General features: G+C 54.6%; 14 protein-coding genes. 8 read left to right on the top strand and 6 right to left on the bottom strand.

All coding sequences use genetic code 11. The features are described from left to right. Positions 1-17: 17 nt before the first annotated feature. Entirely contained in the window at positions 18-611 is a 594-nt protein-coding gene (gene ribA / locus AC6I77_RS09755) for a GTP cyclohydrolase II (protein WP_003853859.1), read from the bottom strand. A 227-nt stretch (positions 612-838) separates the two neighbouring features. Between ribA and pgpB the strand changes: the two genes are divergently transcribed. The 5 genes from pgpB (at position 839) to yciH (ending at position 4,453) form a co-directional block, all read left to right on the top strand. Next, on the top strand, positions 839-1,597 hold the full coding sequence (pgpB, locus tag AC6I77_RS09750; protein ID WP_078804456.1) for a phosphatidylglycerophosphatase B: 759 nt from the start codon (positions 839-841) through the stop codon (positions 1,595-1,597). 134 nt (positions 1,598-1,731) lie between these two features. Next, positions 1,732-2,040 (top strand): LapA family protein, encoded by a 309-nt coding sequence (locus AC6I77_RS09745; protein WP_003853856.1) that lies wholly within the window; start codon positions 1,732-1,734, stop codon positions 2,038-2,040. A gap of 6 nt (positions 2,041-2,046) precedes the next feature. Beyond that, positions 2,047-3,216, top strand: a complete 1,170-nt coding sequence (gene lapB, locus AC6I77_RS09740) for a lipopolysaccharide assembly protein LapB (protein ID WP_003853853.1) — start codon at positions 2,047-2,049, stop codon at positions 3,214-3,216. A 194-nt stretch (positions 3,217-3,410) separates the two neighbouring features. Further along, positions 3,411-4,130 (top strand): orotidine-5'-phosphate decarboxylase, encoded by a 720-nt coding sequence (pyrF, locus tag AC6I77_RS09735; protein ID WP_485525765.1) that lies wholly within the window; start codon positions 3,411-3,413, stop codon positions 4,128-4,130. After that, positions 4,130-4,453, top strand: coding sequence for a stress response translation initiation inhibitor YciH (gene yciH / locus AC6I77_RS09730; protein WP_039660138.1), 324 nt, complete (start codon positions 4,130-4,132; stop codon positions 4,451-4,453). Before pyrF ends, yciH begins: the two co-directional genes overlap by 1 nt. Positions 4,454-4,533: 80 nt before the next feature. On the opposite strand, the gene osmB is transcribed toward yciH, so the two are convergent. Continuing rightward, positions 4,534-4,749 (bottom strand): osmotically-inducible lipoprotein OsmB, encoded by a 216-nt coding sequence (gene osmB, locus AC6I77_RS09725; protein ID WP_003853848.1) that lies wholly within the window; start codon positions 4,747-4,749, stop codon positions 4,534-4,536. Positions 4,750-5,098: 349 nt separating this feature from the next. Between osmB and araD the strand changes: the two genes are divergently transcribed. From araD to AC6I77_RS09710, 3 genes are all read left to right on the top strand, one after another. Next, positions 5,099-5,797 carry an L-ribulose-5-phosphate 4-epimerase gene (gene araD / locus AC6I77_RS09720; RefSeq protein WP_039660139.1) on the top strand — a complete coding sequence of 233 codons (699 nt, stop codon included), beginning with the start codon at positions 5,099-5,101 and terminating at the stop codon, positions 5,795-5,797. 216 nt (positions 5,798-6,013) lie between these two features. Beyond that, on the top strand, positions 6,014-6,997 hold the full coding sequence (kdgT, locus tag AC6I77_RS09715) for a 2-keto-3-deoxygluconate transporter (RefSeq protein WP_497816850.1): 984 nt from the start codon (positions 6,014-6,016) through the stop codon (positions 6,995-6,997). A gap of 145 nt (positions 6,998-7,142) precedes the next feature. Beyond that, positions 7,143-8,009 carry a crotonase/enoyl-CoA hydratase family protein gene (locus tag AC6I77_RS09710; RefSeq protein ID WP_003853843.1) on the top strand — a complete coding sequence of 289 codons (867 nt, stop codon included), beginning with the start codon at positions 7,143-7,145 and terminating at the stop codon, positions 8,007-8,009. Between the two features lie 12 nt (positions 8,010-8,021). Here AC6I77_RS09710 and pdeR read toward each other — a convergent pair whose 3' ends face one another. From pdeR to AC6I77_RS09690, 4 genes are all read right to left on the bottom strand, one after another. Next, on the bottom strand, positions 8,022-10,007 hold the full coding sequence (gene pdeR / locus AC6I77_RS09705; protein ID WP_008925271.1) for a cyclic di-GMP phosphodiesterase: 1,986 nt from the start codon (positions 10,005-10,007) through the stop codon (positions 8,022-8,024). 159 nt (positions 10,008-10,166) lie between these two features. Next, the gene (locus AC6I77_RS09700; protein ID WP_003853839.1) at positions 10,167-10,457 is read right to left on the bottom strand and encodes a YbdD/YjiX family protein; all 291 of its coding nucleotides are present in this window, start codon (positions 10,455-10,457) and stop codon (positions 10,167-10,169) included. Further along, complete coding sequence (locus AC6I77_RS09695; protein ID WP_008925270.1) at positions 10,450-12,519, bottom strand: carbon starvation CstA family protein; 2,070 nt, start codon at positions 12,517-12,519, stop codon at positions 10,450-10,452. The genes AC6I77_RS09700 and AC6I77_RS09695 overlap by 8 nt, the downstream gene beginning before the upstream one ends. Before the next feature lie 201 nt (positions 12,520-12,720). Then, a complete protein-coding gene (locus tag AC6I77_RS09690) occupies positions 12,721-14,655 on the bottom strand; it encodes an exoribonuclease II (RefSeq protein WP_485525764.1) in 1,935 nt (644 codons plus the stop codon). Positions 14,656-14,725 lie beyond the last annotated feature (70 nt).

Raw genomic sequence — 14,725 nt, 5'->3', positions numbered from 1 at the left:
AGACCCGGCTTTTTCATTCAGGATTTCGGCAGCAGATGCCCCATCTTCGCCGCTTTGGTATCCAGATAGTGCGCATTCTTCGGATTACGTCCCACAACCAGCGGCACACGCTCAACGATGTTGATCCCGGCTTCGCTGAGGATCTCAACTTTACGCGGGTTATTGGTCAGCAGGCGCACTTCATTTACGCCCAGCAGTTTGAACATATCGGCGCACAGGGTGAAGTCGCGTTCATCAGCGGCAAAGCCTAGCTGATGGTTCGCTTCTACGGTGTCATAGCCTTTGTCCTGCAACGCATAGGCGCGGATCTTATTCAGCAGACCGATATTACGGCCTTCCTGGCGGTGATACAGCAGCACACCGCGACCTTCTTCTGCGATGGCATTGAGGGCGGCTTCAAGCTGAAAGCCGCAGTCGCAACGCAGGCTGAAGAGCGCATCGCCGGTCAGGCATTCGGAGTGAACGCGCGCCAGTACCGGCTCGTTATCATTAATATCGCCAAAGACCAGTGCAACGTGGTCATGTCCGGTTGCCAGTTCTTCAAAACCAACCATCAGGAAATCTCCCCATGGCGTGGGCAGTTTGGCTTCTGCCACCCGTTTAAGCTGCATGTGACTCTCCAGAACCTTCAGAGGATGCACTATCATCATGATAGTGCACAGGCCAGTGTGGCCCGACAAACGTGCAATATTGTGCCACAACCCGCAAGCGGGCTGGTAATCTCTGATACCAATTGCAGTGATAAAGCACAATTATCCAATCGGCAACGGTTATGTTATTCTTTTTTAAGCTAAAGTTATGCAATTGTTGTCTTTTAACACCGGGATAAGGGAAGAGGATGTTTAAGATTTCGCGTCGAACCACCTTCGGAATGCTGCTGCTGCTGATCATGCCCGTTGCCGTCTGGCTTACTGGCTGGCGCTGGCAGGCAGGTGAAAGCAATGCGGTGCTGAAAGGTCTGTTCTGGATGACCGAAACCGTTACCAATCCGTGGGGCATTGTCACCAGCGTGCTGCTGAGTGCATGGATGCTCTGGTGCCTGCGCTTTCGCCTGAAGCCCGCCATTCTGCTTCTGCTGATCATGAACGCGACGATTCTGGCCGGGCAATACACCAAATCCTTTATTAAAGAGCAGATACAGGAGCCGCGTCCCTATGTGATCTGGCTGGAACAGCATCATGGTCTGGACGAAAAGACCTTTTACGAACTTAAACGTAAACAGCGTGGGGAGATGGTGACCTCGCTGATAGCCGATGAGACGCAGATCCCGGGCTGGCTGAAACGTCACTGGGCGTTTGAAACCGGTTTCGCTTTTCCCTCTGGTCACACCATGTTTGCCGCCAGCTGGGCGCTACTGGCATTGGGCCTGCTCTGGCCGCGTCGTCACTATAAAACCGTGGTGGTGATCTTCCTGTGGGCCACGGGCGTGATGGCGAGCCGTCTGTTGCTGGGCATGCACTGGCCGCGCGATCTGGCAATGGCAACGGTACTTTCCTGGATACTGGTCACCGTCGCTACCTGGCTGGCACAGCGATTCTGTGGACCACTGACGCTGCCGCCGGAAGAGCAAAAAGAGGTGGCGCAGCGGGAGCCCTGATTGTAATTCACCCTTAAGACCCCATATTATTAGTCAGGCCTGCGCAAAAGTGACCTGGCCGATGCTGCTGGGAGCAGCATTTTTGCTGGAGTTTTGGCATAATTCTACCCGACAACCTCACAACAGGATGCACTGTGAAATATTTGCTGATTTTTTTAGTGGTACTGGTCATTTTTATTATTTCCGTCACTTTGGGTGCGCATAACGATCAGGTCATTACTTTTAACTATCTGCTGGCGCAGGGTGAGTTCAGCATCTCGACCTTACTGGCATCGCTGTTTGGCGCAGGTTTCGTGCTTGGCTGGATTATCTGTGGGCTGTTCTGGTTACGGACCCGCGTCGCACTGGCAAATGCCAACCGGAAAATCAAGCGTATGCAGACGCAAATCGAGCAGAGTACTGCTCTGGCGACCACGCCAGCTTCGCCGGCTGGCCGGGAATAATCCCCGATGCATGAATTGCTGTTTCTGTTACTGCCGGTGGCGGCTGCGTATGGCTGGTATATGGGCCGCCGCAGTGCACATCAGGACAAGCAACAGGAAGCCAACCGACTGTCGCGTGAATATGTCGCTGGCGTAAACTTCCTGCTCTCAAATCAGCAGGACAAAGCGGTCGATCTGTTCCTTGATATGCTCAAAGAGGACAGCGGCACGGTAGAAGCACACCTGACGCTGGGTAATCTCTTCCGATCGCGTGGCGAAGTTGATCGCGCTATCCGTATTCATCAGGCTCTCATGGAAAGTGCTTCCCTGAGCTACGAGCAGCGTCTGCTCGCCGTTCAGCAACTGGGGCGTGATTATATGGCGGCGGGCTTTTATGACCGCGCTGAAGATATGTTTAAGCAGCTCACCGATGAAACGGACTTCCGGGTGGGCGCGCTGCAGCAGCTGCTGCTGATCCATCAGGCAACCAGCGACTGGCAGCAGGCGATTGAGGTGGCAGAACGTCTGGTTAAGCTCGGTAAAGATAAGCAGAAGGGCGAAATTGCCCACTTCTACTGTGAACTGGCGTTACAGGCCATGAGCAGCGACGACCTGGATCGCGCAATGAGCCTGCTGAAGAAAGGGGAGGCGGCCGATCGCAACAGCGCGCGCATCTCTATCATGATGGGCCGTATTTTCATGGAGAAAGAGGATTTCACCAAAGCGGTGGGCCATCTGCAGCGGGTGCTGGATCAGGATAAAGAGCTGGTCAGTGAAACGCTGGGGATGCTGGAGACCTGTTTCCAGCGGCTTAATCAGCCCGAAGCCTGGGCTGATTTCCTGCAGCGTTGTGTGGAAGAGAATACGGGAGCCGCAGCGGAACTCTATCTCTCGGATATCCTGGAGCAGCAGCAGGGTGCTGAAGCGGCGCAAAACTACATCAGTCGACAGCTGCAACGCCATCCAACAATGCGTGTGTTCCATCGCCTGATGGATTTGAACCTGCATGATGCGGAAGATGGCCGTGCCAAAGAAAGCCTGATGGTGCTGCGTGACATGGTGGGCGAACAGATTCGCACCAAGCCGCGCTATCGCTGCCAGAAGTGTGGTTTCACCGCGCATGCACTTTACTGGCACTGCCCATCCTGCCGTACCTGGTCTTCCGTTAAACCTATTCGTGGGCTAGACGGCCAGTAAAACTGGCCGCCGTGCACAGAACATGCCTTATTATAGTTACAACATACTGGTTGGTTATCACCTCCCTGACCTCCGCCATCGTGCATAAAACGCCGGGCAGAGGGGCAAAGGCGATTGTGATGGTCAGATACCGCAGGTAGAATGCTTGCCGTTTGTCTAATGCGCCTGCGGGCGCCTGTTGCAGAGGAAATGCCATGCCTTCACCCCACAATGTGACCGCTTCGCCGATTCTGGTCGCGCTGGATTACCATGACCTCGACAGCGCGCTGCGTTTCGTAGACCAGATTGATCCCCGCAGTTGCCGACTGAAAGTGGGCAAAGAGATGTTTACGCTGTTCGGACCCTCGCTGGTTAACACCCTGCAGCAGCGCGGTTTTGAGCTCTTTCTCGATCTGAAATTCCACGATATTCCTAATACCACTGCCCATGCCGTGGCTGCTGCTGCCGATCTCGGCGTCTGGATGGTCAACGTCCATGCCAGCGGTGGCGCGCGGATGATGAACGCAGCGCGCGAGGCGCTGCTTCCTTTTGGCAAAGATGCGCCTCTGCTAATTGCGGTGACCGTACTGACCAGCATGGATACAGACGATCTCAAAGAGCTGGGCATTACACTTTCGCCTGCCGAACAGGCAGAACGACTGGCGAAGCTGACGCAATCATGCGGGCTGGATGGCGTGGTCTGTTCTGCACATGAAGCGGTTCGCTTCAAACAGGTTTTGGGTCAGGATTTTGCGCTGATCACGCCGGGAATTCGCCCGGCAGGCAGCGATGCAGGCGATCAGCGTCGCATCATGACACCCCAGCAGGCGACGCAGGCGGGCGTAGACTACATGGTGATAGGGCGTCCGATCACCCAATCCGCCGATCCCGCCGCCACCCTGCAGGCGATCCTGCACAGTCTGGAGACACCATAATGGCAGATGATAATCGACTGGTTTACTCCACCGACAGCGGGCGCATTACCCAGCCTGAGACTAAAGCAGAGCGGCCAAAAGGGGATGGCATTGTACGCATCCAGCGCCAGACCAGCGGACGCAAAGGCAAAGGCGTCTGTCTGATCACCGGCATTGATCTGGATGATGCAGCACTGACGCTGCTGGCCGCTGAACTGAAAAAGAAGTGTGGCTGTGGTGGATCGGTAAAAGAGGGTGTTATTGAGATTCAGGGTGACAAACGCGATTTACTGAAAAGCCTGCTGGAAGCTAAAGGGATGAAAGTCAAACTGGCGGGCGGCTGAATTAAAAAAATCGGGCTACCGAAGTAGCCCGATGGTCATGTAGATGCTTAGCGTAGCCGTTTATTCTTTTAATAAGGTCCTTAGTGGACCTGATGACCGATAATACCACCAACTGCGGCGCCACCGACTGTGCCGAGCGCGCTACCATTGGTCAATACTGAACCCCCAATCGCACCCGCGCCCGCGCCAATGGCGGTGTTGCGGTCACGCTTAGACCAGTTAGAACAGCCGCTCAGGGCAACAGCTAACGTGGTAGCCAGTACAACGGCAGTGATTCGTTTCATTGTTGTAGTCATACACTTCTCCTTTGATGTGCTCACAGAGGCAACACTCTTAGTATAGCTCCGATATTTCCTCAGCCCGCTTGTGTCGCATTATTGCCTCATCCCTGACGGCATAGAAATGTGATCACCATGGACAAACCGTTTGTAGCGGGTGAGTCACAATGCGACAGGCCAACAGGTCCACGCATTGTCTGAGAGGATTCTAAGCGTTCTGCAATAATTCCGAAGATGGAAAATTCTGAAATCACGGCACATTTTTTCATTCACAGCCATTCCTTCTGCGTTTATAGCCATTTGCTCCATAACTCTTTCGCGTCCGACTCCGCAAAATTCAGGGACGATTGTCAGCAGGAGAAAAGAGATGCTGGAACACCTTAAACAACAGGTTCTGGAAGCGAATCTGGATCTACCCAAATACAACCTGGTGACCTTTACCTGGGGGAATGTCAGCGCGATTGATCGCGAGCAGGGTTTGCTGGTGATTAAACCTTCCGGCGTGCGCTATGAAGTGATGAAGCGCGACGACATGGTTGTGGTCGATCTGGCGAGTGGCAATGTGGTAGAAGGGGATAAACGCCCTTCATCGGACACGGCGACGCATCGTGCGCTCTATCTCGCCTGGCCGGAAGTCGGTGGCATTGTCCATACGCATTCGCGTCATGCGACCATCTGGGCGCAGGCAGGACGACCCATTCCGGCCTGGGGAACAACCCACGCCGACGATTTCTATGGCGAGATCCCCTGCACCCGTGCGATGCGTAACGAAGAGATTCAGCACGAGTACGAGTGGAACACAGGCGAAGTGATTATTGAGACGTTCGCGCAGCGCGGATTATCGCCTTCGGCGATCCCGGGGGTACTGGTCAACTCCCACGGCCCTTTTGCCTGGGGTAAAGACGCCCATGCCGCTGTACACAGCGCGGTTGTCCTGGAGGAGGTGGCCTATATGGGGCTCTTTAGCCAGCAGCTTACTGCTAACCTGCCGCCCATTAATCAGACGCTGCTCGATCTGCACTACCTGCGGAAGCACGGTGAGAATGCCTGGTACGGGCAAAAATAACGAACGGGACGCGACGGCGTCCCTTTTTTTTGTCGCCATTGCCGCTGGTATGGCGATCTCCATCATAGTTATCAAAACATCCATCCTGAAAAAATAAAACAGTGTTTCATTTATATCGAGACGATCACTGTTTTAATAACCTCAAATCACTACTTTGCTTTCATCGCCTTCGGGCACTTCCTGCTCCAACACTGGCAAAGCAAAGGTGAAACCTGTATGCACATCAAACGGGCAATAGACAAAATTCCGGGCGGCATGATGCTTATTCCGCTGTTTATCGGCGCACTCTGCCATACATTCTCTCCCGGCGCCGGGAAATACTTCGGCTCTTTCACCAACGGTCTGATGACGGGGACGGTGCCGATTCTGGCCGTCTGGTTCTTCTGTATGGGAGCATCGATAAAGCTCAGCGCTACCGGCACGGTACTGCGTAAATCAGGCACGCTGGTGTTAACGAAAATTGCCGTTGCCTGGGTTGTGGCGGCTATCGCCTCACGCGTGATGCCGGAGAATGGGGTAGAAGTGGGGATGTTCGCGGGCTTATCCACGCTGGCGCTGGTAGCTGCAATGGACATGACGAATGGCGGCTTGTATGCCTCGATCATGCAGCAATACGGTTCCAAAGAGGAGGCTGGCGCGTTTGTGCTGATGTCACTGGAGTCCGGGCCATTAATGACCATGGTTATTCTGGGTACTGCGGGTATCGCCTCATTCGAGCCACACGTGTTTATGGGCGCTGTCCTGCCGTTTGTGGTCGGATTTGCATTAGGGAATCTTGATCCGGAATTGCGTGACTTCTTCGGAAAAGCGGTACATACGCTGATTCCTTTTTTCGCTTTTGCGCTGGGTAACACCATTAACCTGGGTGTGATTGCGGAAACCGGACTGCTGGGCATCATGCTGGGCATCGCCGTGATCATCATTACAGGTATCCCGCTTATTCTGGCCGACCGGCTGATTGGCGGCGGGGATGGCACGGCCGGTATAGCCGCATCCAGTACGGCAGGCGCCGCAGTGGCGACACCCGTACTGATTGCCGAGATGTTGCCGCAGTTTAAACCGGTTGCGCCTGCCGCAACGGCGCTGGTTGCCACATCTGTCATTGTGACCTCAGTGCTGGTGCCCATTATCACCGCTATCTATTCAAAACGCCTTAAGCGTCTCCATGTTGCCGTCGGGCAGCGTGCCGCTATTAAGTAACCTGCCTAATCAATCCCCGGCGCGCCAGTCGGGGATCACTCTGGATTTTGTGTTGTAAATCAATCTCTCATTTGGTCTGGCCTCACTCTGCATTACGCTGATGTGGCGTATTTAACGCATCAAAATATAAACAGAGGATGAGACAATGACAGTTATTAACCAAGCAACGTGCAGATTATTTACCGAAGTCGGCAATACCACGCAGTTAGTCGCCTATTACGAAGAAGGGCGTCGTACCATGTGGATGATGTTGCGTGCACAGCCCCGTCCGAGTTTCAACCATGAACTGATTGAGGAGATCATGAACCTGAGCTATGCCGCTCAGCGTTCGGGCCTGCCAATCGACTTCTGGGTCACCGGGTCACTGGTTCCGCAAATGTTCAACGCCGGTGGCGATCTGCGCTTCTTTGTTGAGTGCATTCGCAACAACCGCCGCGAGGCGCTCCGGGCTTATGCGCGTGCCTGCGTGGACTGCATCCATTCTGCAGCACGCGGTTTTGATACAGGCGCGGTGACGCTGGCGATGATCGAGGGCAGTGCGTTAGGCGGCGGATTCGAAGCGGCGCTGGCGCATCACTTCATCCTGGCGCAAAACAATGCACGGATGGGCTTCCCGGAAATTGCTTTTAACCTGTTCCCTGGTATGGGCGGCTACTCACTGGTGGCACGTCGTTCCGGCATGAAACTGGCCGAAGAGCTGATTTGTGAAGGGGAGTCTCACAGCGCTGAGTGGTATGAGACGCGTGGACTGGTCGATAAGGTCTTCCAGCCAGGCGACAGCTATCGTGCCACTCGCACCTTTATCGACACGTTACGGCCTAAACTCAATGGCGTGCGGGCGATGCTGAAAGCGCGCCAGCGCGTGCTGCAATTGTCACGCGCTGAGCTCATGGATATCACAGAAGATTGGGTCGATTACGCGTTTACTATCGAACCTAAAGATATTGCTTACATGGAACGCCTGGTACAGTTACAAAACCGCCACAGCGCATCACTGCGTAAAGCGGGTTAATCCGGACCAGCATTAAACGCGGGCAGGATGCTTAGCCAGCCAATGCCCAAATTGTTCCGCGGGCATTGGTTTTGCGTAATAGTAACCCTGACGCCCATCAACACCACTTTTAAGCACGAACTTCTCTTCATCCGGCGTCTCAATACCTTCTGCAATCACCTGCAAATCAAGCGCCTTCGCGACGGCGACGATTGCACGCACCAGCGATTGTGATACCGGCTGTTTATTGATGTCGCGGATAAAGCTTTGATCGAGCTTAATCGCATTGATCGGCACACGTGCGAGCTGAGAAAGCGAAGAGTAACCGGTGCCAAAATCATCCAGATGAACCTGTGCGCCCAGCTCCTGAAACTGTTTCATCAGCTTCAGCGCTTCAGTTTCATTCTCAATCAGACAACTTTCTGTGAGCTCAATATCAATCGGACAATCAGTGATATTCGCCTCATGCAGTGCCTGTTTCAGATCGGTGTAGATACTTTGGTCGAGCAGCTGACGGGCAGACACATTGACAGCGATGCGCAGGAAAATACCCTGCTGACGCCAGACGATAATCTGCTGAAGCACGTTGAGCATTACCCAGCGTCCCAGCGGCACAATCAGCCCTGACTCTTCGGCATAGGGAATAAAATCTGCGGGCGAAACCATACCACGCTCTGGTGAGTTCCAGCGTACTAATGCCTCGGCGCTGCGAACCTGTCCATCGCTATCAATCTTAGGCTGGTAATGTACCAGCAGATGATCGAGTTCAAGCGCCTTGCGCAGGTTGGTGTCCAGCCACAGATACTCAAAGACCCGCTGGTTCATCTCGGCGGCAAAGACACAGAACTTGCCGCGACCATTCTCTTTAGCGTGATACATCGCGGTGTCCGCGTTACGAATCAGGCTCTCTCTATCTTCGCCATGCAGCGGTGCGAAAGCGATACCGATGGAACAGCCACTGTAAACTTCAATCAGTCCGATACGGAAAGGCTGTCGCAGGCGCTCAAGAATGCGGGAGGACATCGCCTCCAGCGCAGCCTGGCTGGTGTGTTCAGCCAGCACCACAAACTCATCGCCACCCAGACGACCCAGCGTCTGGTCCTTACCCAGACAGCTAAGAATCGCGAGAGAGACTGCCTGCAGTAATTGATCGCCGAACATATGACCGTAGGCGTCGTTCACTTTTTTGAAATTATCGAGATCGAGATAGACGACACCGGTCTCATCATGCCCGGCGCGCTCCAGCGCCAGGCTAATCTGCTGATGAATGGCGTTGCGATTAGGTAAACCGGTGACCGTATCGGTGTTTGCCAGCACCCGGAGGCGTTCCTGGGCACGTCGCTCCTCGGTAATGTCTGTACCAGAACAGATGAGGAAAATTTCATTTTTGCCGCTGCCGCTGTGAACAAACTTATTACGAAACAGAAACAGTCGCTGGCCCTTTTTGGTTTTGACCCAGCGCTCCACCTCGTACGAGTTACCGTCACGGAAGAAGCCTGCAATGTTGCGCCGCGACTGTGAGGCTTCCTGCCGGGTCATAAACAACTGAAAGACATTTCGGCCTATAACTTCATGTTCATTCAGACCGGTATATTCTTCACTCAGGCGGTTAAAACGCTGAATATTGCCCCGCTGATCGAGGATAACAATCACTGAATTAGCTTCAGAAACCACTTGTTCGGCGAATGAAAGGCCCAGGGTCAGGTCACGGGCGACCGCAGACGTATCTCCCCAGGCAGAAGCGGTTCCGGCCCAGGAGGCCTGGTTCACTTTACGTCCGACAAAATGCATTGGCACATCAATGCCTTGCAGGGACATGGTCAGATTGATACTTGAAGTAATGACGGGCATTGCGCGGATCATTGCAGCCTGGCCGGGTGTCAGCGGCAGGGCGATATTAGTTTGTGACGACTCATCTTCGGCAAAATGCAATGCATCGCTGTCCGCGGTCAGACGCCAATGAGGGCTAGTTGTACCAAAAAGGGTGTACAACAACGTTTGCCCTTGTTCATCGGTCATGGAAACTTCCTCCGGGAAGTGCTCTGCAGGCGTTATCTCATTATTTTAGCAACAGTATTCATCATCTGAGGCAAGCACAAGGTGCAAACCAAATATATTTTCCCATCCAGATAAGAATGGCACAAAAAAGCCCCGACGGTGCGGGGCTATTCAGTGCATTCAGCAGGGACATTTGCCCAGTTTACCGGCCTGGCTGGGGAAGCGGGCATCCAGGCAATAACGGTGAAAATCGCGCTCGCTCATCGGCGCCTGTCCGGGATGATGCCGTCGCATATGCTGCAGATATTTTTGATAATCCTGCACCCCGACCATTAAGCGAAAACATTGTTGCAGGCCGCGCCAGAATCCCCGCCAGCTAAACCTCTGCGGCGGAGAAGCAGCAATCACATTACAGTGCAGAATCTGCCAGTCACCGTGTGGACGGTGGACCTGATGAATAGCATCAGACATGGCGCACCTCCTTGTTGCGCATTGCTACCGGCGTCTCGCGGGTGGTCGGCACCGAGCTGTTCAGTGCACGACGAATGACAAAGAATGCCGAGATCAGCATGGTGACCGCCACCAGCATAAAGAAAGCACATAGCGCGGCGTTAATCTGATTGCTGAACACGATGGTCTGCATATCCGCCACGCTTTTTGCTGGCGCGATGATCACGCCTTCATCCAGCCCTTTGCGGAATTTATTCGCCTGCGCCAGGAAACCGATAGAAGGTTTCTCATGGAAGATTTTCTGCCAGCCCGCGGTCATTGAGGTGATAAACAACCAGACGGTCGGCAGAATCGTCACCCAGGCGTAACGCTGCTTTTTCATTTTGAAGAGCACCACAGTACCGAGAATCAGCGCCATCGAGGCCAGCATCTGATTGCCGATACCAAAAAGTGGCCACAGGGTATTAATGCCGCCCAGCGGGTCGACCACGCCCTGATAAACAAAGAAACCCCAGCCTGCAACGGCGACTGTCGTGCCCGCCATATTACCCAGCCAGGAACGGTTGTTCGCCATAGAAGGCACCACTGTTCCCACCAGATCCTGCACCATAAAGCGGCAGGCGCGGGTACCGGCATCAACCGCGGTCAGGATAAATAGCGCTTCAAACAGAATGGCGAAGTGATACCAGAATGCCATCATCGCCCGACTGTTGAAGATCTCGGTAATAATATGGGCCATTCCCACTGCGAAGGTAGGTGCGCCGCCTGCGCGAGAGAGAATGGAACCTTCACCGACATCGCGGGCGATGCCACTCAGCATTTCTGGCGTGACCACAAAGCCCCAGCCATTAATGACCTGAGAGGCGCTCTCAACGGTGGTACCAATCAGCGCGGCAGGGGAGTTCATGGCAAAATAGACGCCGGGATCCAGCACCGAGGCACAAATCAGCGCCATGATCGCCACAAAAGACTCCATCAGCATCGCGCCATAGCCAATAAAGCGGATATGACTCTCCCTCTCCACCAGTTTTGGTGTAGTGCCGCTGGAGACCAGCGCATGGAAGCCTGAGATTGCTCCGCAGGCAATGGTAATGAACAGGAACGGGAACATCGCGCCGGAGAATACCGGACCGGTACCGTCGATAAATTTGGTCACTGCTGGCATTTTCATCTCTGGCATGGCAAAGACGATGCCCACCGCCAGGCCGACAATCACGCCAATTTTAAGAAAAGTGGAGAGGTAGTCGCGCGGTGCCAGCAGTAGCCAGACCGGCAGCACAGAAGCAATAAAGCCATAGATGACGAGAACCCAGGTCAGCGAGGTGCCTTTCAGGGTAAAGAAGGGGCCCCAGTACGGATGTTGTGCCACGTCGCCGCCATAAATAATCGCCGCCATCATCAGCACAAAGCCAATCAATGACACTTCGGCGATTTTACCGGGGCGGATAAAGCGCATGTAGACGCCCATAAACAGCGCAATCGGAATGGTGGCCGCGATAGTGAACAACCCCCACGGGCTGTTCGCCAGTGCCTTCACGACGACCAGCGCCAGCGCCGACAGGATGATGATCATCACGCCCAGCGCGCCGAGCATTGTCACGACACCGGCGAATGCGCCCAGCTCCTGCCGCGCCATTTCACCCAGCGAACGGCCATCACGGCGGGTCGAGATAAACAGGATCAGGAAATCCTGAACCGCGCCTGCCAGCATCACCCCGACCAGAATCCAGATAGTGCCCGGCAGAAACCCCATCTGCGCGGCCAGAATCGGACCGACCAGAGGACCGGCGCCCGCAATGGCCGCGAAATGGTGGCCAAACAGCACCCATTTATTGGTGGGAACATAATCCAGTCCGTCGCTCAGCCGCTCGGCAGGCGTCATCCGGCGATCGTCCAGTTCAAAAATATTGCGGGCGATAAACAGGCTGTAGAAGCGGTAAGCGATGCTGTAACAGGCGACAGCGGCGATCACCAGCCAGACTGCATTGACGTGTTCGCCGCGGCTGAGGGCCAGCATGGCGAAAGCGCCCGCGCCGATTAACGCCACCACTAACCAGATCACACTGGTTTTGACGTTCTTCATGACTAACTCCTTGTGAGGACCGAGAGGAAAGCGATCGAAAACAACGAGTTAAACTTAATGTAATGGAATGTAAGTGAAAGTTAATCAGTGGAGAAGTGTGAAGCGGGGTACAAATTTAACTTTTTTGCAATCAGAACGGGGCGGGAAAGGGCGGGATAACCAGCGTTATCCCGCTTGTGTCAGCGCTTAAATACGCGACATTCAGACGGCGGGCCGGGCCACGACGCTGCGAGTTTCCATGCGGACTTCGGCGATGGTGACATCAATCACGTCGGTCACACGGTAAACCACGTCACCTTTGATCTGTACGCTGCCATTCTCCTGACTTAAGACCAGCTCATCACGCACCGCGTGAATGAACGGTGCCGGGATAAAGGCAACCGCACCAAACTCGACCAGGCGAACACGCATGCCGCCACGCGACACGTCGATAATCTCGGCGCTGAAACGACGATCGGTAGCCGCAAAGGGTGCAAGATAACGGGCGTAGAGCCAGTCACCAACGTCACGTTCCGCCATCCGGTTCAGGCGACGGCGTTCACTCATCGTTACCGTCACCGCATCATCCGGACGTGCGATCGACTCACCGCGAATAATTGCTTTAAGCAGACGATGGTTGATCATGTCGCCGAACTTACGAATCGGTGAGGTCCAGGTGGCGTAAGCCTCCAGACCCAGACCGAAGTGCGGGCCGGGCTCGGTGCTGATCTCAGCGAAAGTCTGGAAACGACGGATCCGGCTATCAAGAAACTGGGTCGGCAGGGCGTCCAGCTCACGACGCAGCACACGGAAACCTTCCAGTGTGGTGATCGCCTGTGCATCCACGGTAATACCGTGATTGGCCAGTACCGCGGCAGCCTGTTCAGCATTGGTGGCATCGAAACCGGCATGCACGTTGTAAATACCAAAGCCCAGACGATCACGCAGCACTTTTGCCGCGCAGACGTTGGCCAGAATCATGGACTCTTCAACAATACGGTTAGCGATGCGGCGAGGTTCAGCCACAATTTCCAGCACTTCGCCTTTATCACCGAGCAGGAAGCGGTAATCCGGGCGGTCCTTAAACACCAGCGCGTGGGTCTGACGCCACTCGCTGCGCGCCAGGCAAAGGCGGTGCAACAAACGAATCTGTTCAGCAATCGCCTCGCTTTCTGGCTGCCAGGTGCCGCTGTTTTCCAGCCAGTCAGAGACATCGTCATAAGCCAGCTTGGCTTTAGACTCGATCCAGGCAGCAAAGAACTCGACGTCATCACCCAGGGTGCCATCGGCAGCTACCGTGACGCGGCAGGCCAGCGCCGGACGACGCACATTCGGACGCAGCGAGCAGACATCATCAGAGAGTTCGCGCGGCAGCATCGGGATATTAAAGCCCGGCAGGTAGTTGGTAAACGCACGCTGTGCCGCCAGCTTATCAAGCTGACTGCCCTCTGCCACATAGGCGGTCGGATCGGCGATAGCGATAGTCAGACGCAGGGTGCCGTCGTCCTGTGCTTCTGCATAGAGCGCATCATCCATATCCTGGGTGCTGGCGCTGTCGATGGTGACGAAATCCAGCGCGGTCAGATCTTCACGCGTCAGGTTTTCATCCATCATCTCGCCAAAGCTGACATCAGGTGCTTCACGCTCAAGGTTATGACGCGACAGCGTCACCCACCACGGAGCAAGATGGTCATCAGCTTTGACAATAAAATCGGTAAGTTCGGCATAGAAGCCGCGATCGCCTTTTAACGGATGGCGACGCATTTCTGCTACTGCCCAGTCGCCATTCTCAAACTCATGGCTGACATCGCGTGCGGGGCGACACGGGATCGCATCTTTCAGCAGGGGATGGTCCGGCACAATCGACAGGCGATCGTCTTTCTTCTGCACCCGACCAACAAAGCGGGTCAGGAACGGCTCAACCAGCGTTTCCGGCTCAGCGCTTTCGCGATCTTTATCGCTATGGATCACAGCGGTAATACGGTCGCCATGCATCACTTTCTTCATCTGCGGAGGCGGAATGAAGTAACTTTTCTGCGCATCGACTTCCAGAAAGCCGAAGCCTTTTTCGGTGCCTTTAACGACGCCTTCAGCTCGAGGCGTTTGCGAATGGAGCTTCTGTTTCAGCTGCGCGAGCAGCGGGTTATCCTGGAACATAATTTTTACGTTTCGTGGCCTGATTGCGGCTGACAGTTTTACGCGATTCGGCGGCGCGCGGCAAGGCAAA

Source organism: Pantoea sp. X-Soil-ISGK-259, from assembly GCF_059730705.1.
The sequence above is the reverse complement of the archived record's forward strand: the minus strand, read 5'-3'. Positions and strand labels throughout refer to the sequence as shown.

What these genes read in the sequence shown, in the direction of transcription:
- yciH (WP_039660138.1), top strand. Translation starts at nt 4,130, where the DNA reads ATGGCAGATGATAATCGACTGGTTTACTCCACCGACAGCGGGCGCATT.
- AC6I77_RS09710 (WP_003853843.1), top strand. Translation starts at nt 7,143, where the DNA reads ATGACAGTTATTAACCAAGCAACGTGCAGATTATTTACCGAAGTCGGC.
- pgpB (WP_078804456.1), top strand. Translation starts at nt 839, where the DNA reads ATGTTTAAGATTTCGCGTCGAACCACCTTCGGAATGCTGCTGCTGCTG.
- AC6I77_RS09700 (WP_003853839.1), bottom strand. Translation starts at nt 10,457, where the DNA reads ATGTCTGATGCTATTCATCAGGTCCACCGTCCACACGGTGACTGGCAG.
- AC6I77_RS09690 (WP_485525764.1), bottom strand. Translation starts at nt 14,655, where the DNA reads ATGTTCCAGGATAACCCGCTGCTCGCGCAGCTGAAACAGAAGCTCCAT.
- lapB (WP_003853853.1), top strand. Translation starts at nt 2,047, where the DNA reads ATGCATGAATTGCTGTTTCTGTTACTGCCGGTGGCGGCTGCGTATGGC.
- pdeR (WP_008925271.1), bottom strand. Translation starts at nt 10,007, where the DNA reads ATGACCGATGAACAAGGGCAAACGTTGTTGTACACCCTTTTTGGTACA.
- araD (WP_039660139.1), top strand. Translation starts at nt 5,099, where the DNA reads ATGCTGGAACACCTTAAACAACAGGTTCTGGAAGCGAATCTGGATCTA.
- ribA (WP_003853859.1), bottom strand. Translation starts at nt 611, where the DNA reads ATGCAGCTTAAACGGGTGGCAGAAGCCAAACTGCCCACGCCATGGGGA.
- pyrF (WP_485525765.1), top strand. Translation starts at nt 3,411, where the DNA reads ATGCCTTCACCCCACAATGTGACCGCTTCGCCGATTCTGGTCGCGCTG.
- osmB (WP_003853848.1), bottom strand. Translation starts at nt 4,749, where the DNA reads ATGACTACAACAATGAAACGAATCACTGCCGTTGTACTGGCTACCACG.
- AC6I77_RS09695 (WP_008925270.1), bottom strand. Translation starts at nt 12,519, where the DNA reads ATGAAGAACGTCAAAACCAGTGTGATCTGGTTAGTGGTGGCGTTAATC.
- kdgT (WP_497816850.1), top strand. Translation starts at nt 6,014, where the DNA reads ATGCACATCAAACGGGCAATAGACAAAATTCCGGGCGGCATGATGCTT.